Annotated in this window: 15 protein-coding genes; 6 read left to right on the plus strand and 9 right to left on the minus strand. The window is 64.7% G+C overall.

The window, feature by feature from the left end:
- Positions 1–95 precede the first annotated feature (95 nt).
- Complete coding sequence (gene mutL, locus KLP40_RS12130; protein ID WP_215594050.1) at positions 96–2,180, minus strand: DNA mismatch repair endonuclease MutL; 2,085 nt, start codon at positions 2,178–2,180, stop codon at positions 96–98.
- 302 nt (positions 2,181–2,482) lie between these two features.
- Here mutL and KLP40_RS12135 point away from each other — a divergent pair, with 302 nt between their 5' ends.
- Together KLP40_RS12135 and bshA are read left to right on the plus strand one after the other, a co-directional pair.
- Entirely contained in the window at positions 2,483–5,434 is a 2,952-nt protein-coding gene (locus KLP40_RS12135; RefSeq protein WP_215594051.1) for a glycoside hydrolase family 3 N-terminal domain-containing protein, read from the plus strand.
- Between the two features lie 197 nt (positions 5,435–5,631).
- The gene (gene bshA / locus KLP40_RS12140) at positions 5,632–6,768 is read left to right on the plus strand and encodes an N-acetyl-alpha-D-glucosaminyl L-malate synthase BshA (protein WP_215594052.1); all 1,137 of its coding nucleotides are present in this window, start codon (positions 5,632–5,634) and stop codon (positions 6,766–6,768) included.
- A 102-nt stretch (positions 6,769–6,870) separates the two neighbouring features.
- Here bshA and KLP40_RS12145 read toward each other — a convergent pair whose 3' ends face one another.
- Complete coding sequence (locus KLP40_RS12145) at positions 6,871–7,410, minus strand: DUF7935 family protein (protein WP_215594053.1); 540 nt, start codon at positions 7,408–7,410, stop codon at positions 6,871–6,873.
- 195 nt (positions 7,411–7,605) lie between these two features.
- Here KLP40_RS12145 and KLP40_RS12150 point away from each other — a divergent pair, with 195 nt between their 5' ends.
- The gene (locus tag KLP40_RS12150) at positions 7,606–7,959 is read left to right on the plus strand and encodes a HesB/IscA family protein (RefSeq protein WP_215594054.1); all 354 of its coding nucleotides are present in this window, start codon (positions 7,606–7,608) and stop codon (positions 7,957–7,959) included.
- Between the two features lie 94 nt (positions 7,960–8,053).
- On the opposite strand, the gene KLP40_RS12155 is transcribed toward KLP40_RS12150, so the two are convergent.
- The 6 genes from KLP40_RS12155 to KLP40_RS12180 form a co-directional block, all read right to left on the minus strand.
- Entirely contained in the window at positions 8,054–9,430 is a 1,377-nt protein-coding gene (locus KLP40_RS12155) for a DUF2254 domain-containing protein (protein WP_215594055.1), read from the minus strand.
- 65 nt (positions 9,431–9,495) lie between these two features.
- Entirely contained in the window at positions 9,496–10,014 is a 519-nt protein-coding gene (locus KLP40_RS12160) for a DUF421 domain-containing protein (RefSeq protein WP_215594056.1), read from the minus strand.
- A 35-nt stretch (positions 10,015–10,049) separates the two neighbouring features.
- Positions 10,050–10,991, minus strand: coding sequence for a mechanosensitive ion channel family protein (locus KLP40_RS12165; protein ID WP_215594057.1), 942 nt, complete (start codon positions 10,989–10,991; stop codon positions 10,050–10,052).
- Between the two features lie 501 nt (positions 10,992–11,492).
- On the minus strand, positions 11,493–12,125 hold the full coding sequence (locus KLP40_RS12170; RefSeq protein WP_215594058.1) for a tetratricopeptide repeat protein: 633 nt from the start codon (positions 12,123–12,125) through the stop codon (positions 11,493–11,495).
- Between the two features lie 51 nt (positions 12,126–12,176).
- A complete protein-coding gene (locus KLP40_RS12175) occupies positions 12,177–12,839 on the minus strand; it encodes a hypothetical protein (RefSeq protein WP_215594059.1) in 663 nt (220 codons plus the stop codon).
- A 13-nt stretch (positions 12,840–12,852) separates the two neighbouring features.
- A complete protein-coding gene (locus KLP40_RS12180; protein WP_246558800.1) occupies positions 12,853–13,308 on the minus strand; it encodes a GNAT family N-acetyltransferase in 456 nt (151 codons plus the stop codon).
- Positions 13,309–13,550: 242 nt separating this feature from the next.
- Here KLP40_RS12180 and KLP40_RS12185 point away from each other — a divergent pair, with 242 nt between their 5' ends.
- Together KLP40_RS12185 and glpK are read left to right on the plus strand one after the other, a co-directional pair.
- The gene (locus KLP40_RS12185) at positions 13,551–15,164 is read left to right on the plus strand and encodes a glycerol-3-phosphate dehydrogenase/oxidase (RefSeq protein WP_215594060.1); all 1,614 of its coding nucleotides are present in this window, start codon (positions 13,551–13,553) and stop codon (positions 15,162–15,164) included.
- 207 nt (positions 15,165–15,371) lie between these two features.
- Positions 15,372–16,871 carry a glycerol kinase GlpK gene (gene glpK, locus KLP40_RS12190; RefSeq protein ID WP_215594061.1) on the plus strand — a complete coding sequence of 500 codons (1,500 nt, stop codon included), beginning with the start codon at positions 15,372–15,374 and terminating at the stop codon, positions 16,869–16,871.
- A gap of 3 nt (positions 16,872–16,874) precedes the next feature.
- Here the strand turns inward: glpK and KLP40_RS12195 are convergent, their stop codons facing one another.
- On the minus strand, positions 16,875–17,510 hold the full coding sequence (locus KLP40_RS12195) for a hypothetical protein (protein WP_215594062.1): 636 nt from the start codon (positions 17,508–17,510) through the stop codon (positions 16,875–16,877).
- A gap of 98 nt (positions 17,511–17,608) precedes the next feature.
- Here KLP40_RS12195 and KLP40_RS12200 point away from each other — a divergent pair, with 98 nt between their 5' ends.
- Entirely contained in the window at positions 17,609–18,499 is an 891-nt protein-coding gene (locus KLP40_RS12200) for a hypothetical protein (RefSeq protein WP_215594063.1), read from the plus strand.
- Positions 18,500–18,524: the final 25 nt, after the last annotated feature.

Genomic DNA, 18,524 nt, shown 5'->3' on the forward strand with positions numbered 1-18,524 from the left:
CCGCGCCCCCGAAAGTACCGGTTCCCAAACGTACAACCGCCCGGGGAAGATGCGGGGAAGAGGGAAGAAAAGGCAGCCCGCCTTCCCTCCTGGCCCTACCGCCCGAATAGTTCCTGGAGCTGGCTGAGCTCCAGCATCACGATGGTGCGGCGGCCGTCGGGGGTGTAGTTGGGCACGGCGCAGGCGAAGAGCTTGTCCACGATGGTGGTCATTTCGCGCTCCGAGAGGCGGGCCCCGGCGGCGCTGGTGGCCACCCGGCGGGCCAGGGCCCGGGCCATCCGCTCCCGGCGGTCCAGCTTCACGGGGCCGCCCCCGGTCCGGAACTGCTCAATGAGGCCCTCCAGCAGCTCCTTTTCGTCGCGGGCCGGCACGTCGGCCGGAATGCCTTCCACGGCAATGGTGTGCTTGCCGAAATCGGTGAACCGGAAACCCAGGGCCCGCAGCGCGTCCTCCACCTCCCGCAGAATGGCAAAATCCTGGGGCGTGAAGGTGATGGTGCGCGGGAAGAGCAGGGTCTGGGAGGCACTCACGTCGCGCTCCAGGGCCTGGGCGTACTGCTCGAACAAAATCCGCTCCCGGGCCGCCACCTGATCAATGAGCATCATGCCCGACTTGACGGGCACCAGCAGAAACTGCTGGTGCAGCTGCAGCACCTTATTGCCCGGCCCCGTGCTCGACTCGCGCAGGGGCAGCTCGGGCGAGGCCGTGGCCGCCGTGCCGGGCAGCACCAGTGGCGCGGCCTCCGGCGCCGGTTCCGGGGCGGCGGCCGGTTGCTCAGCGGGCAACTGGCCGAGGGGCAGCGCCGGGGCCGGGGCGGCCAGCACCTCCCCGGTTTCGGGGTCTACGTGGGCGGGCAGGGTTTCCGGCAGGGGCACTTTGGGCACCGCAACGCCGGCGGCGGTGGCCTCGTGCTCCACGTCGGGCAGGTTCACGCGGCTCAGGCTCTTGTAGAAATCCTCCAGCTCCCGCTTGGCCTGCTCGGTGGGCCGGGGCGTGAGGGGCCGCTCAAAATCGGCGCTGCCGGTGCGGACCGGGCGCGGGTTTACAATATTGTTGGCGGCCCGGGCGGCGGCGGCCAGCGCGTCGGGACGGTGGGTGTCGTCGAAGGGGTTCTTCTCGTTGCCCGACAGGCGCAGGGGCTGAATGGCGCCGAAGTTCACGTCGCCCGCAAAATCCAGGGAGGGCGCCATGTTGTGCAAACCCAAGCTCTGCTTCACGGCCGAGCGCACAATGGCGTACACCGTCTTCTCGTCCTCGAACTTGATTTCGGTTTTGGTGGGGTGCACGTTGATGTCGATGCTCTTGGGGTCGAGCTCCAGGAACAGCACGTAGAACGGGTGGGTGTCCTTGGGCAGCAGGCCCTCGTAGGCCGTGAGCACGGCGTGGTTGAGGTAGGCCGAGCGGATGAAGCGGTTGTTGACGAAGAAGAACTGGTCGCCCCGGCTTTTCTTGGCCGATTCGGGCTTGCCGATGTAGCCGCGCACCGTCAGGAAGGGCGTTTCCTCCTCCACCTGGGCCAGCTGCTCCTTGTAGCCGTTGCCCAGCAGGGACACGATGCGCTGGCTGAGCTTGCCGGCCGGCAGGTTGAACACCTCCAAATCATTCTGGAACAGCGAGAAGCCAATCTGGGGGTTGGCCAGGGCCACGTGCTGAAACTCGTCGAGGATGTGGCGCATTTCCACCGCGTTGCTCTTGAGGAAGTTGCGGCGGGCGGGCACGTTGAAAAACAGGTTCTTCACGCTGATGCTCGTGCCGTCGGCGCTGGCCACCGGCTCCTGGCTCGTGATGCGCGAGCCCTCCACCAGCAGCAGCGTGCCCGTATCCTGGTCGCGGGGCTTGGTGCGCAACTCCACCTGAGCCACGGCCGCAATGGAAGCCAGGGCCTCGCCCCGGAAGCCCAGGGTGCGGATGCGGAACAGGTCGTCGGTGGTGCGGATTTTACTGGTGGCGTGGCGCTCCAGGCTCATGCGCGCGTCGGTCGGGCTCATGCCGGCCCCGTTATCCACTACCTGCACCAGCTGCTTGCCGGCCTCCTTCACAATGAGCTGGACCTGGGTGGCGCCGGCGTCCACGGCGTTTTCGAGCAGCTCCTTCACGGCCGAGGCCGGGCGCTGCACCACCTCGCCGGCGGCAATCTGGTTGGCTAAATATTCGGGCAGTAACTGAATGATATCGGCCATCGGAAAGCGAAAATCGAGAGAAAAAACGGAGCCCGCCGCGGCAGCAATTTCCACCCCTATCCGCCTGATAACAACCAGCGTCGGGAATTTCTGCGTAAGTTTGCGGCCAACTTTTGGGTGCGCCGCCGGAGACCATTCCGTCGGCTCCTGCGTTGGGTGAGGTAGAAAGCAGGGATTCGCAGGCCAGTAACAGCGGCCGGTCCCGCTCCGAAACCTTGCCCGGCACCTTTTTTGGAAGGGCAAAAGTAGAGTTTTTCGGCTCGCCATTCTTACTACGTTTTTAGCCAGAACCACCGGAGCCGATGCTCAAAGAATTTCGAATTGGGCTTTTTCTGCTGGTTGTAGCCCTCGGCGGCCTGCTCGTTTCTTCGTCGGCGCCCCGCGAAGATGCCGGCCGGCCCATGTCGGTGGCCGAGCAGAACTGGGTCGACAGCGTCTTCACGTCCCTCACCCCGGAGCAGCGCCTGGGCCAGCTGTTCATGGTGGCCGCCTACTCCAACAAGGACCGCAAGCACGTTCAGTACACGGAGTTCCTGATCAAGAATTATGGCATCGGCGGGCTGATGTTCCTGCAGGGCGGCCCGCGCCGGCAGGCGACCCTCACCAACCGCTACCAGGCCGCCTCCAAGGTGCCCCTGCTCATTGCCATGGACGCCGAGTGGGGCCTGGATATGCGCCTCGATTCGAGCATGCACTTTGCCAAGGGCATGACCCTGGGCGCCATGGACGACCCGGAGTACGTGTACCAGATGGGCCGCGAAATTGCCCTCAACCTCAAAACGCTGGGCGTGCACGTGAGCTTCTCGCCCGTTATCGACGTCAACTCCAACCCCAGCAACCCGGTTATCGGCAACCGCTCTTTCGGCGAGGATAAAAACCAGGTGGCTACCCGCGGCATCAGCTACATCCGCGGCCTCCAGGACCACGGCGTAATGGCCGTGGTGAAGCACTTCCCCGGCCACGGCGACACCGACGTGGACTCGCACGTGGCCCTGCCGGTCATCAACTCCGACATGGCCCGGCTCACCAACGTGGACCTCTACCCCTTCCAGAAAGCCTTCGACCAGGGCGTGATGGGCGTGATGGTGGGCCACCTCTACATGCCCCTGCTCGATACCGTCCGGACCCTGTCGGCCACCATTTCCCACAACCTCGTCACGGGCCTGCTCAAGGAGAAAATGGGCTACCGGGGCCTCGTGTTTACCGACGCGCTCAACATGAAGAGCGTGTCCAACCTCTACCGGGCCGGGGAGCTCGACGCCCTGGCCCTGGCCGCCGGCAACGATGTGCTGCTGTTTTCGGAAGACGTGCCCATGGCGGTGCAGAAAATCAAGGAGGCCATTGCGGGCGGTAAAATCGACCAGAACGACGTGGACCAGCGGGTGCGCAAGATGCTGCGGGCCAAGTTCTGGGCCGGCCTCAACAAGTACCGCCCCGTAGACGTGCCCCGCCTGATGCAGAACCTGAACCGGCCCCTGAGCCGCCTGGTGCAGCAGCAGATTTACGAGCACGCCGTGACGGTGGTCAAGAACGAGGACGACCTGCTCCCCTTCCAGCACCTGGATACGCTGCGCATTGCCGCCGTGACCATCGGCTCCAAGGCCGATACCTACGAGGAAATCATGGGCAAGTACCAGAGCGGGCCGGTGTACGCGGTGCCCAACCGCTATGCCCCCGATTCCACTTTTGCCCGCATCAGCAGCCGCCTGACGCCCTACAACGTGGTGGTGGTGAGCCTGCACAACATGAACAACACGCCGGTGCACAACTACGGCATCGGCGACGGCGCGCTCAAGTTCCTGAAGGAGCTGCGGGCCAACCCGCGCCTGAAAACGGTGGTGGTGGCCTTCGGCAACGCCTACGCCCTGAAATACCTGGAGGAGAACCGCAACCTGGTGTGTGGCTACGAGGACAACTACGCGGCCCAGCTGGTGGTGCCCCAGGTGCTGTTCGGGGCCCTGCCGGCCGTGGGGCGCCTGCCCGTGACGGTGTCGGAAAACCTGAAAGCCGGCCTCGGCCTGCCCACCCCCGACTTCCGCCGCCTCCGCTACGGCACGCCCGAGGAAGTGGGCCTGGATTCGCGCATTCTCACCCAGATCGACAACGTGGCCCTGGAAGCCGTGGCCTACGCCGCCGCCCCCGGCTGCCAGGTGCTGGTGGCCAAGGACGGCATGGTGGTGTTCGATAAGAGCTACGGCTACTGCACCTACGACAAGGCCCAGCCCGTCAACAACAGCACCCTCTACGATCTGGCCTCGGTGACCAAGGTGGCCGGCACGCTCCAGGCCATCATGTACCTCAAGGACGAGGGCAAGCTCAACCTCGACGACAAGGTATCGGCTTACCTGCCGGAGCTCAAATCGACCAACAAGCGCGACATGACGGTGCGGGAGGTGCTCATGCACCAGGCGGGCCTGAAAGCGGGCATCCCGACCTGGGAGCGCACCATTACCAAAACCGGACCCAAGCCCACGTTCTACGCCAGCACCGAGTCGCCGCAGTTCTCCCGCGAAGTCACCCCCGACCTCTACAGCCTGCGCACCGCTGACGACTCCGTCTGGACCTGGGTGCAGCAGTCGGGCCTGCTGCCCAAGTACAAGGGCAAGTACCCGGTGGAATACTCCGACCTGAGCTTTATCGTGATGAAGCGCCTGGCCGAAAAGCTGCTGCAACAGCCCCTACAGCAGTTTTTGGAGCAAAAGTTCTACCGGCCCCTGGGCCTGGGCTCGATGACCTACAACCCGCTCGCCAGGTTCCCGGAGTCGTGCATCGCGCCCACCGAAAACGATACCTACTACCGCCGCACCCTGCTGCGGGGCAACGTGCACGACCAGACCGCCGCCCTGGTGGGCGGCGTGGGCGGGCACGCCGGCCTGTTCTCCAACGCCAACGACCTGGCCGTGCTCATGCAGATGAACCTGCAGAACGGCCGCTACGGGGGCCAGCGCTTCTTCCAGACGCCCGTCGTTACGGAGTTTGCCCGCAGTACGGGCCCCGGCAGCCGCCGCGGCCTGGGCTGGGACCGGGGCGACCCGAGCAAGCCCGAAGGCCCGACCAGCAACCTTTCGCCGGCCACCACCTTCGGCCACACCGGCTTCACGGGCACCTGCGTCTGGATGGACCCGGAAAACAAAATCCTCTACATCTTTCTTTCTAACCGCGTGTACCCCGACGCCGGCAACAAGAAGCTGGTGCAGTACAACATCCGCACCCGCATCCACGACGTGATTTACAAGGCCCTGCAGAAATCATGACCTGTTGCCCGGCTTTTCCGTTTCTTTGATTCCGCAACCGGCGGTGAGACGTTCCTCCACGGAGCAGCTCGCCGCCGGTTTTTTTGTCCTTCGGCCCAACCGCCCGCTGGCAGGCCGTTCTTTTCTGCTCCCCGGCTCGGCCCGGGCCATTCCATAAGAGTCCGGCCCGGGTCGGCTCTTACTACTCCCCCGCTCCCATGAACATCGGCATCGTCTGTTATCCCACTTTTGGCGGCTCCGGCGTAGTCGCCACCGAGCTTGGTAAGGCCCTGGCCCAGCGCGGCCACCGCGTGCACTTCATTACCTATAGTCAGCCGGTGCGCCTGGATTTCTTCAACGAAAACCTGTTCTACCACGAGGTCTACATTCCGCCCTACCCGCTGTTCCAGTTTCCGCCCTACGAGCTGGCCCTGGCCAGTAAGATGGTAGACATTGCCCAGAACGAAAAGCTCGACGTGCTGCACGTGCACTACGCCATTCCGCACGCCTCGGCCGCCTTCATGGCCAAGCAGATTCTGCTCACCCGCGGCATCCGGATTCCGGTGGTCACTACCCTGCATGGCACCGATATTACCCTGGTGGGCAAGGATGCCAGCTACGAGCCGGTAGTGACGTTCAGCATCAACCAGAGCGACGGGGTAACGGCCGTTTCCGCTGATTTGCGCAAGGAAACCTACGAGTACTTCGCCATCGAGAAAGACATCGAAGTGATTCCGAACTTCATCAACCTGGCCCGCTTTCAGAAGCAGGAAAAAGGCCACTTCAAGTCCGCCATTGCCCCCGAAGGCGAAAAGCTGCTGGTGCACACCAGTAACTTCCGCTCCGTCAAGCGCGTCGACGACGTGGTCAACATCTTTGCCGGGGTCCGGCAGCAGATTCCGGCCAAGCTGCTGCTGGTCGGCGACGGCCCCGACCGGCCCCGCATCGAGAAGCTCTGCCGCGACATCGGCCTCTGCAACGACATCCGCTTCCTGGGCAAGCTCGAAGCCGTGGAGGAAGTGCTCAGCATTGCCGACCTGTTCCTGATGCCCTCCGAGAAGGAGAGCTTCGGCCTGGCGGCCCTGGAAGCCATGGCCTGCGAGGTGCCGGTGGTGAGCACCAACGCCGGCGGCATTCCCGAGCTCAACGAGCACGGCATTACCGGCATGGTGAGCGAGGTCGGGGCCGTGGCCGACATGGTCAAAAACGCCCTCTACGTCCTCCAGGACGAGAACCTCCCCCGCTTCAAAGCCGCCGCCCGCGCCCACGCCGAAACCTTCGCCCTCGAGCACATCGTCCCGCTGTACGAAGCCTGCTACCAGCGCGCTATTGACGCGGTGGCGGTGAGCGTATAGCGTGGGCTCTGAGGGTCTTGGGGTCTTGGATAGCCTACTTTCGCCGCCCCAGCCAATCCAGGACTCTCAGCCCCCAAGACCCCAAGACCCCAAGACCCCAATCTAAAACATGGCCACCGCCTCGCGCTTCACGGCCAGCAGGGCCCCGGCCGTGGGGTCGGGCAGCTCGTCGGTCATCAGGGTTTCGAGGATGCGGCGGGCCAGCTCGGGGCCGCGGGCTTCCTGGGGGTTGGGCAGGCTGCGAAACTGGGTGCTGATGAGGTTGACTACCGTTTCCTGGGCCTGCTTCACGGCCGCCCAGGTGTCGGGCTGCATGTAGAGCTGCTGGCTCAGGTTGTGCTCTACCTCGGCCCGGATTTCCTGCAGCAGCATTCGGTGGTAGTCGGCGGCCGAGAGGCCCGCACTGCTTATGCGCACCAGCAGGTTGTTAGGCGCAATGCGCTCCAGCAGCAGCGTGACGCGCTCCAGGGCCTGCAGGCGCAGGGGCAGGGTGGTTTTGCTGGCTTCCAGGCGCATTTCAATCAGGCGGCGCTGCTGCTCCCGCTCCAGAAACTGCTGGAACAGGAAGTAAATAGCTCCGGCCACGATGAGGGCGGGCAGAATGATTTTGAGCAGATCAAAGATATAGGCGGTAGAATCCATGCGCAGGAAAAGGGACGAGGGAAAAGATGGCGGGCGGGCAAAGATAAGCGGTGAACCGCGGGGCCCAAGCCGGTGTTATACGGCCAAACGCAGCTTCCGCCCGGTGTAGTATCCCGGGGTCTTTCTCAACGATTGGCGCCGACTCCGGCCTGCTTCGTATCTTTGTCGCCTTACTTTCCTAAAACCGAACGCACTATGGCAACGGCCGTTTCCACGAAGCTTGCTCCTATCAGCCTCACTTCCCGCGCCCTGGAGGAGGTCCGCAATATTCTCATTGAGAAAAACGTGCCCGGCGAATACGGCCTGCGCGTGGGTGTCCAGGGGGGCGGCTGCTCCGGTATGAGCTACCTGCTGGGCTTCGACAAACCCAAGGACCAGGATGAGGTATTCGACCTCGACGGCGTGCTGCTCATCATGGATAAAAAACACGCCATGTACGTGCTGGGCATGGAAGTCGATTTCCAGGATGGCCTTAACGCCCGCGGCTTCGTCTTCAACAACCCCCAGGCCAAGAGCACCTGCGGCTGCGGCTCCTCGTTCTCCTCCTAAGCCCTTGCGGCTGCCCGCCGGTTTTGCCGGCGCCATGCAACTCCCCGTCGGGCCGGCCCGGCGGGGAGTTGCACGTTCAGGACTCCCGGAGAATTTAGTTGGTCGTCCGCAGCGCCGCCGTCAGCTGCGCCAGTGGGGCAGGCGGCGCGGCCTGGTCGATGACTTCGCGCACCAGCAGGACGCGCTGCAGCACCTGCTGCTTTTCGTAGTCGGTTTCGAGGCTGCGGTTGGCCTCGGCCCGCACCAGCTCTACCTGCTGGTGCAGCAAAGCGCGGTCCGCGACTGCGGGCCGGCGCAGGGCGGTGGTTTCCAGGGCCGTGAGCAGGCGCAGCATAATGGCCACGTTGCCCGTCCCGCTCACCCGGATCTGGTCGAAGGCCAGGGTGAGGTAGGCCCCGAATGCGGGGCTGACGGCGGCTACCCGCACCCGGCCTTCCTCCATGCGCAGGCGCAGGCCAAAATCCCGGCCCACCAGCTGGCTGAGCAGGGCGCCCAGCTGATCCACGCACATAACGGCCGTGGTGGTGTCGTTGATGCCGGGCGAGAGGGCCTTGAGGGCAATATCCACGAGCTGGCGGAAGCCAAAGCCCAGGTCCTGGTCGAGGGTGCGCTGGTCCCCGAGGGTGTAGGTAGCGGTCAGCCGGTCGCGGATGTCCTCGGCGTTGCCGGTCAGAGGCTCCCCGTTGGAGCGGGCCACCGACACCAGGGGCGCCCCGCGGGCCACGAAGCTGCCAATGCCGCGCTCCATGCGCACCATGCTGTTGGTTTCGCGGGCAAAATCGAGCAGGGCGTCGTTGTTGATGGCCTGCACGTAGCCGCTGCGCCGGGCCATAATCGGGGTCCAGGCGTACTGGGTTTCTTCCCAATGCGCAGCAGCGGCCGCATCAGCCTCTTCGCCCAGCCGCTCGGGAAACAGCTTTTCCATTGAGCGGAACGTTTCTTCGGCGATGCGGGCGATAATGTTGGCGGCCTGAATGGAGGTAGCAATGTGGTGGATAAAGAAAATCAGGACCCCGATGCTGACCAGCGCCAGCAGCAGCCCGAAGGCCACGGCCAGGGACGGAATAAACCGCCCCTCATCCCCGCCCCGGATGGTGCGCAGAATGATGAGGCAGTACACGAAAATGCTCACGAAAAAGCCCATCACCACCTGGTTGGCCCGGTCGCGCATAAAGTTGCGCAGCAGCCGCGAGGTGTACTGGCTCGAGACCGTGGCCAGGGTGGCCAGGGTCAGGGAGAAAATCAGACCGGCCACCGTAATCATGGAGCTGGCAATGGCCGTGAGCATGCCCCGGGCCCCGTCGGCCCCCGCCCCGAAAAGCAGGGAATAGTCCTGGGTCCACTTGTGGCCCACGCGCACGTCCAGCAGCACCAGGCAATACGCTGCGGCCATGGCGGCCAGCACCATCAGGGAGGGCACAAACCAGAGGCTGGAGTTAACGTTGGACCAGAGTTGGCGAAGTCGGTTCATAGCGTACTAAATGCCGCCGGGCCGGAGCCCTGAGACGGAAGAAAAAAAGAAAAACCCGGAGGGCCTTACCCCCGGGGCACGTTGCTCAGGGCCGCGTGCTCCGCCTCCGACGTGTTCTGGAGGGCATTCAGGGTACCGTCGTTTTCGAGCACCACGGCGGCGGCTTCGGCCAGGGAGGCAATGCCCCGCTCGCGCAGACTGGTCAGGATTTCGCCCTCCGTAATGCGCTCTTGGCGCATGACCTCGTGCAGAAACCGGCCCTGGTACACGAGCAAGGTGGGCTCGGCCTTTACCAGGCGGCTTACGGTTTTAAAGCGTACCGACAGCCAGGTGATACCGAACTGCAGGCCAATGAGCAGGCCGAAGGCCAGCAGCCCGTCGGCCAGCGCCACGCTTTTGCTCAGCAGCACCGTGGCCAGGGTCGAGCCCAGGGCCACGGTCACAATCAGGTCGAAGGCATTCATTTTGGAGAGGGTGCGCTTGCCCGATACGCGCAGCATCACAATCAGGCCCGCATAAGCCAGCACGCCAATCATGAGGGTGCGCAGCAGACTGGTCCAGCTGGTAAAGAAGATTTGTTCCATAGCAGCTATCCGTTACGGCGAAACCGCGGCCGGCGTTAGCTCTGGTTCCGGCCCGCAGGGGGCTTTTTGGGGTCTTCGGGCGGGTCGGCGAGGGTACCGGGGGCGGCCATGCCCACCTGCACGGGCACGGCCGGCATCTTGGCGGGCAGGCGCAGCTCCAGAATATCGGGCGGCAGGGCGTAGCCGTTGGCCATGAGGGCGATTTTAACGCGGGTCATCACGCGGCTGCGCAGCTCCAGCACGCCCCGGCGGTAGTCTTCGGTATTGGCCCAGAAAAACACTTTGATGTTCACGGTGCTGGCGGCCAGCTCCTCCACCACGGCGAAAGGCTCCCGCCCCGGCTCGCTGAGCACTTCGGATTCCAGCCGCACCTGCGTCAGCAGCAGCTCAATGGCGGCCGACACGTCATCGTCGTAATCCACGCCCACCACGAAATCCTGGCGCACGTAGCCGTTGCGGGTGAAATTCATGAGCGGCTCCTTGAGCACAATGGCGTTGGGAATGGAAATGTCGCGCCCGTCGAAGGTGGTCATTTCGGTGGAGCGCAGGTTGAGCTTGGTCACGCGCCCGAACATGTCCTTGACCTGCACGGTATCATGAATGCTGAACGGACGGTTGAACGCCAGCAGGATGCCGGCCAGGAAGTTCTCGGCAATGTCCTTGAAGGCGAAGCCCACCACGAAGGCCGACACGCCGGCCGCCCCCAGAATGCCGCCCACCACGCCCGAGAAGCCCATGATGTTGAGGGCCAGCGCCAGCCCCAGAATCACGAGCAGCCAGCGGCCGACCTGGGTGAGGAAGTCAGTGAGCAGCGGGTCGTCGGAGTGGGCGTTGAGCTTGGTGGAGAGCCAGCTCCGCAACCGCCGGGAGCCAATCCAGACGACGGCCATGAGCACGGCCGCCATGAGCAGGCGCGGCAGCAGATACAGAAACTGTTCCCAGTAGGTGCGTAAAACGTCCGTAATTTCTTGTAGCATGCGGCGGGGTTCGGGTGAGGAAGCGGTACCTCCGGCCTTACGGCCCCGGTTGGGGCATGGTTCGTTCCCGCCCAGCCTCCGCTGACGGTTAGCGGCCTCGCATGGAGGACAGCCACCGAGCCGCCGCCCGCGCGGGGTCATGGGTGGGTATTTGGTCAATATGACGAGCCACCATCTCCAGGCACGCCGCGGTAATGTGCGGCGGCACGGTTGTTTCCAGCTGGTTTCTAACGTCGGAACTTCCCGCTTCCAACGCAAACAGAGCCGTCCAGATGCTGACGTCATAGACGCCTTCCTGCAGATAGTTTAGGAATCTTTGCAGCCCGGCCCGCGCTATCAGTTTTTGCGCGAGGGCGGCGTGGTTCCGGTAGGCGTCGGTATGCGGGTCCAGGCTGAACGGGCGAAATCCGGCCCGGTACAGGTCCCGGCAACTCCCTAAGAAGGCGTCCCCCGGGCTTGATTTGGAACGCGGGAGAAAGTACCGAAGAAGTCGGCGGATGCTCATTGATTCATCAGATTTCGCAGTTCCTTTTTCGCCCGCCGGTGCCCGCTGGCCGCCGCCCGCCGCCACCAGTACGCCGCCCACTGCCTGGAATAGCCCACCCCCTCCCCCGAGTAGTAGCACAGGCCCAGGTTGTACTGGGCTTTGCGGTCGTGCTGGCGGGCAGCTTTGCGGTACCAATGCACGGCCCGGGCATAGTCCGGCTCTACTCCCTTACCCAGCATGTAGCAGTAGCCCAGTTCGCGCTGCGCTTCGGCGTCGCCGCATTCGGCGGCGTACCGGAACCACGCTACGGCTTCCTCCGCATCCGGCCCCACGCCCTGGCCGCGGCTGTAGCAGAAGCCCACGTTATAGGCCGCCTCCACTGAGCCTGCCGCCGCGGCCTGCCGGAAGTAATCGTAGGCCCGCTTTACATCCGCCGCTACACCCCGGCCGTGGTCGTAGCAGGTGCCCAGGTAAAACAACGCCCGCCGGTGCTGCTGCACCGCCGCCTGCTCCCAGTAGCGCAGCACGGCCGCCCAGTCCGTCGGGCGGGGCCGGCGGCGACCAAACGCCAGCCGGTAGCCCACCCGAAACTGGGCATCGGCGTCGCCGGCTGCCGCCTGGCTCAGTAGGTAGGCAGTAGTTTCCATCGGGAGAAGAGTTGGTTCATGATAGTAAGACCACCGAACTCATGATTGGGACTATTGTAGCTGCTGCTGCCAGGCGCGTTCCAACCGGTTTTTCGACTGCGTCACGGCAACCCAGGTCGAGATATCCGATTCCCCTGGATAGTCAGCCGATTCACGAAACGGGTTCTCCGCCAGGATGTAGTGGAAATAAAACTGCTCTCCGACCTCTAGTTGCGGGATTGTAGTTTCCAGGCCAGTGGCAGTAGCAGACGTTACTTCCAGGCTGTAGCTCCCAAGGACTGACGCCAATCGGCGCGGCAGCCAGTCATTTTCGCGGGCCCTTTCCGCCATGGCATCCTCGTCTTCGGTACCCAAATGAATCTGTCGGCTACCGTTTTCGAATTCCACCGCTATCAGGTTTTGTCCCGTCGTAACGTGTCCATCTACGTTGGTTCCAGACCGCAACTGCAGGCTGATGGTTAATTGCTCCTGACTGGACTTTCGCTTGGTAATGTAGAACTGCCAGGCGGTCATCGTTTCGACGGACATATGCACAGCTAGCCAATCTGAAGTAGGCTTTATTTTCTGCAGCACAACGTCATGCCCGACGCTTTGCCAGCCGGCGGCACTTGCAGCAATGTCGAACTGCTGATTCGTTGACCTGATCAGCAGTTCAAAAGGCCCTAACGGTGAAAAATAGGTTTCACTATAGACTGGGAATGATACTGTCGGCATAATCAGGAGTGAGTTAAGCTGTGGCGTCAGAAACCCCGTTTCCCCTTTCAAACCGCACCTCTCCGCTGCTGGTTCGGCCCGTTTCCTGCCAGCCCTGGCGGCGGTAAAATGCCTCGGCGCGGGTACCGGGGACGGTGCTGAGCCAGATGGGGTGGTCGGTCTGGGCGAAATACCAATCCAGGAGCTGGTCGTGCAGGGCCTTGCCGATGCCGCGCCGGTCGAAGTCGGGATGCACGAACAGGGCCCAGACGCTGTACTCCTGCAAGTCGGCCATGGCGAAGCCGACGACGCGGCCGCCCACTTCGGCCACCCAGCCCCGGCGCGTCAGGTAGTCGACGCACATTTCCCCGGTCACCAGCGCGGAGTTGCGCAGCACGTTTTCGCGCACGGCCAGGCGCACCGCCATGAGGTAGGGGATATCGGTGACCACAGCAACGCGGTACTGCACGGAAACGGGAGCCGGATTCATGGGCCAAAAGGTATCGGTTTTCCGGCAGAAGGAAGACGGCCTGCCGGGCCCACCTTCTGCCGAGACCGGCCGCAACCGGCGCGAATCCGTTGAAGGGCAGAGCTACCAGTAGCGCGAACTTGGTAGTTCGCGTCCCCGCGCCGTTCAACTGGCTTTAACGGCGCGGGGACGCGAACCACCAAGTTCGCGCTACATCCCTAACCCTACGCACGCACTGCGTAATATCCGATATTCCCCCGCCCATGCCTGCTTCCGCCCCCAACCCGTTCCGCCGCGAAACCCTGCTCCACCAGCTCACCAGCACGCCCGACTGGGATTTGGTGGTGATTGGGGGCGGGGCCACCGGCCTGGGCGTGGCCCTCGACGGCCTCAGCCGGGGCTACCGGACCCTGCTGCTGGAGCGCGACGACTTTGCCAAGGGCACCAGCAGCCGCAGCACCAAACTGGTGCACGGGGGCGTGCGCTACCTGGCCCAGGGCGACGTGGCCCTGGTGCGCGAGGCCCTGCACGAGCGGGGCCTGCTGCTCCAGAATGCGCCCCACCTCGTCAAGAACCAGGATTTTATCATTCCCAGCTACAGCTGGTGGGGTGGGCCCTTCTACACCATCGGGCTCAAGCTCTACGATCTGCTGGCCGGCCGGCTCAGCCTGGGCACCTCGCGGCACCTGGGCCGGGCCGAAACCCTGCGCCGCCTGGACAACCTGCGCCCCGCCGGTCTGCGCGGGGGCGTACTCTACCACGACGGCCAGTTCGACGATGCCCGCCTGGCCGTGAGCCTGGCCCAAACTGCCATTGAGGCCGGCGGCACCCTGCTCAACCACTGCGGCGTCACGGGCCTGCTCCGCCACCCCGACGGCCGCCTGGCCGGCGTGCGGGCCCTCGACCACGAAACCGGCCAGCCCTACGAGGTGCGGGCCCGGTGCGTGGTCAATGCCACCGGGGTGTTCGTGGATGAGATTCTGCGCCTCGAAGAGCCCGCGGCCCGCCCGCTGGTGCGCCCCAGCCAGGGCGTACACCTGGTGGTGGAGAAGTCGTTCCTACCCGGCGGCGATGCCCTCATGATTCCCAAGACCGACGACGGCCGGGTGCTGTTCGCCGTGCCCTGGCACGGGCGCGTGCTGCTGGGCACCACCGATACGCCCCTCGACCAGCACAGCCCCGAGCCCCGGGCCCTGGAAGCAGAAATCGACTTCATTCTGCGCACCGCCGGCCGTTACCTCGCCCGCGCCCCCCAACGGGCCGATGTGCTCAGCGTATTCGCGGGCCTGCGCCCCCTGGCGGCCCCGCAGGGCAACTCCACGGCCACCAAGGAAATTTCGCGCAGCCACAAAATCCTGGTTTCCAGGGCCGGCCTGCTCACCATCACGGGCGGCAAATGGACCACCTACCGCCGCATGGGTCAGGATACCCTGGACCGGGCCGTGGCCCTGGGCCAGCTGCCCGCCGCCCCCAGCCGCACCGCCCACCAGCCCATCCACGGGGCCGCCCCCACCACCGATTTCGCCGACCACCTGGCCCATTACGGCACCGATTTGCCCGCCCTGCGCCAGCTCATGGCCGGGCAGCCCGACCTGGCCAAAAAGCTGGACGAAACCCTGGAATTCTACCGGGCCGAAGTAGTATGGGCTGCCCGCTACGAGCTGGCCCGTACCGTGGAAGACGTGCTGGCCCGCCGCGTACGGGTGCTGTTCCTGGATGCCCGCGCCGCCCGGCGCGTGGCTCCGCAGGTAGCCGCCCTGCTGGCCCAGGAACTGGGCTTCGACGAGGCCTGGCAGCAGCAGCAAGTGGCCGAATTCAACGCCCTGGCCCAGCAGTACGTGCTGGCGCCTGAACCAGTGGCCGCAGAACGTGGGTAGAGACACAACATTTTGTGTCTCGTCGTTGAACGGCACGGGCAACCCAATGATGCCGTTCAACGACAACAGCAGGTAAATCCTCACGCGGTATTTCTTGAGGATACAGAGCTCTAAAATAGCGTATCATTCAACCCGCCGGCCCGCTGGAACTACCGCAGCCGTTCAACGACGAGACACAAAATATTGTGTCTCTACCACCCACCCGCCATGTCGCAGTACATTCTCGCCCTCGACCAGGGCACCACCAGCTCCCGGGCCATTCTGTTCGACCAGCAGGGCCGGATTGCGGCCCAGGCCCAGAAGGAATTCACCCAGATTTTTCCCCGGCCGGGGTGGGTGGAGCACGACCCGCTCGAAATCTGGAGTACCCAGGCGGGCGTGGCGGCCGAGGCCACGGTGAAAGCGGGCCAGAATGGGCGGGGCATTGCCGCCATCGGCATCACCAACCAGCGCGAAACGGTGGTGGTCTGGCACCGGGGCACCGGCCGGCCGGTGTACAACGCCATCGTGTGGCAGGACCGGCGCACGGCCGACTACTGCGACCAGCTGCGCGCCGCGGGCCACGAAGACCTCATCCGGGCCAGAACCGGCCTGCTCCTCGACGCCTACTTCTCCGCCAGCAAGGTCCGTTGGATACTGGATAACGTGCCCGGCGCCCGCACCCTGGCCGAGGCCGGCGAGCTGGCCCTGGGCACCATCGACAGCTGGCTGATCTGGAACTTCACCCAGGGCGAGCTGCACCTGACCGACGTATCCAACGCCTCCCGCACCCTGCTCTTCAACATCCACACCCTGCGCTGGGACGAGGAGCTGCTGGCCCTGTTCGGGATTCCGGCGAGCATGCTGCCCCGGGTCCGGCCGTCGAGCGAGGTGTACGGGCACACCAAAACCACCGTTTTCGCCTCCAAAATACCATTAGCGGGCATTGCCGGCGACCAGCAGGCGGCCCTGTTCGGGCAGCTCTGCACCCGGCCGGGCCTGGTTAAGAACACCTACGGCACGGGCTGCTTCATGCTGATGAATACCGGTTCCGAGGCCAAAACCTCCCATAATAACCTGCTCACTACCGTGGCCTGGCAGCTCAACGGGCAGGTAACCTACGCCCTGGAAGGCAGCATTTTTATGGCCGGGGCCGTGGTGCAGTGGATGCGCGACAACCTGGGCATCATCAAAACCGCGGCCGAGGTGGAGCCGCTGGCCCGGCAGGTGAGCAGTACCGAAGGCGTGTGCTTCGTGCCGGCCTTTGCCGGCCTGGGCGCTCCGCACTGGGACCCCTACGCCCGCGGCACCCTGTTCGGAATGAGCCGGGCCACTACCGCCGCCCACATTGCCCGCGCCGCCGTGGAAGCCATTGCCTACCAGACCATGGACGTGCTCCGGGCCATGCAGGCCGATTCGGGCCTGCCCCTTGCCGAGCTGCGCGTCGATGGCGGGGCGGCGGCCAACGACCTGCTCATGCAGTTTCAGGCCGATGTGCTGCCGGCCCGCGTTATCCGCCCCCGCGTCACCGAAACCACGGCCCTGGGCGCGGCCTACCTGGCGGGCCTGGCCGTGGGCTACTGGCCCGACCTGGCCGCCCTCGAAGCCCTCGACCGCACCGACACCACCTTCGAGCCCGCCCCCGACCAGCCCGCCCTTGCCCAGGGCATTGCCGACTGGCACCGGGCCGTGCGGGCCCTGCGCGCGTGGTCGGCGCCGGACCGGTAGGCGCTAGCGCAACGCGTGGGGGTAGCCGATGGCGTCGAGGTCGGCGGCCAGCTGGGGCCAGTCGGTGAGCTCCGGGTTCAGGGTTTCGGCGGTGGCGCGGGTCAGGGGCTCGTGGCGGTAAAGGCGGGCTACGTCGGCGGCTTCCAGGGGCTCCCGCTCAGTTTCATCGAGGTAGTACTCGTTGGCCCAGTCGGCGTAGGAGTCGGGGTTCTGGTCGAAGATGTAGAGTAGCTCCTCGGAGCCGTCGTCCTCCAGCTCCACCACGCCGGTCTGCCAGCCGTGGGCGGGCGTGTACCAGAGGCAGAACGTGGTCCCGATGGAGCTGACCGGCTCGCCGAAGATGAACTCGTCGAAGGCCGCGGGCAGGCCGCGCGTGACCTGGCTTTTGTCCGGCTGCTCGTACTCGTGCAGAAAGCCGTTGATGCAGCAGCCCTCGGGCCGGAACAGCACCAGCATCTGGTCGCCTTCCCCGTCGCTCATCTCAAACAGGGCCTCCCCTTCGTCCCAGGCCGGGTTGTAGGTGTAGTAGCGGAATTCCGGGTCGGGGGAGTTGATGGCGTCCAGCGCGGTCAGGGCCTGGCAGAGGCGCTGCAGGTCGGCGGGGGCGGGCAGGTTGGTATAATCGAGGGAGGAAAGCATGGGCGGGGAAACGGAGAACGAAAGGGCGGGACCACAAGCCGTCCGCCGCCCCAAGATAAAACCACGGTTTATATATTGACGGCTTCGTCCCTTCGCTGATGCAGGTCTACAACTACTGGTCGCGCGCTACGTTCCATACCCGGAGTCCTTCGGGCTATCCGGTTCAGTTCACGGCCTACGCCGGCAGCGACGAAAGTGCCGCCGCCGCCCGCACCCGGGCCGAGGGCCTGGCCCGGGAGCGGGCCGCCCTGATTCTGGCCAACGAGTGGGGCAACTACCCCACGGGCACCCGGCCCCTGCGGGAGCACCTAGTCCGGCGCCTGCCCGACGGCCGGGGCGGTACGCTGGCCGCCATCACCCGCAACCGCTACGGCAGCCTCATCCTGAATACTCCGGGCTTTATGATGCTCGACGTGGACGACCAGGATTTACAGCCGCCTCCGCCCCCGATTATCCTGTTTGAGGGTCTGCGGCGCTTCTTTCGCCGCCTGTTCAACCAGCCCTCTCCCCCACCCCTGCTGCCTCCTGACCCCACCCCGCGGGGACAGTTGCAGCTGCGCCTCGCGGTCTGGCTGCAGCTGCATCCGACCTGGAATTTCCGGCTCTACCGCACCCGGCTGGGCTTCCGGCTCCTCGTGACCCACCAGTTGCTGGAGCCCAATACGGACACGGCCACCGAGGTTTTCAAGGCCCTGCGCACCGATACCACCTTCGTGCGCCTATGCCAGCAGCAGCACTGCTACCGCGCCCGGCTCAACCCCAAGCCCTGGCGCATCGGCTACCACCGTCCGCCCCATCAATTCCCCTTCGATACGCCCGAACAGGAACAGCAGCAGCAGGCGTGGCAACAGGAATACACCCGCCGCAGCCAGCAGTATTCGGTCTGCGAATGGCTGGGCGAATTTGGCAGCGGCACGGTACTCCCGGAGTTGAAACCGCTCATTCAGCTCCACGACGACGCCTGCCTGGGCGGCCGCAAGCTGGCGTAGCTGTTGGCTGTTGGCTGTTAAAGCA

Origin of the sequence: Hymenobacter piscis (genome assembly GCF_018760735.1) — a bacterium.
Classification (GTDB): Bacteria; Bacteroidota; Bacteroidia; order Cytophagales; family Hymenobacteraceae; genus Hymenobacter; species Hymenobacter piscis.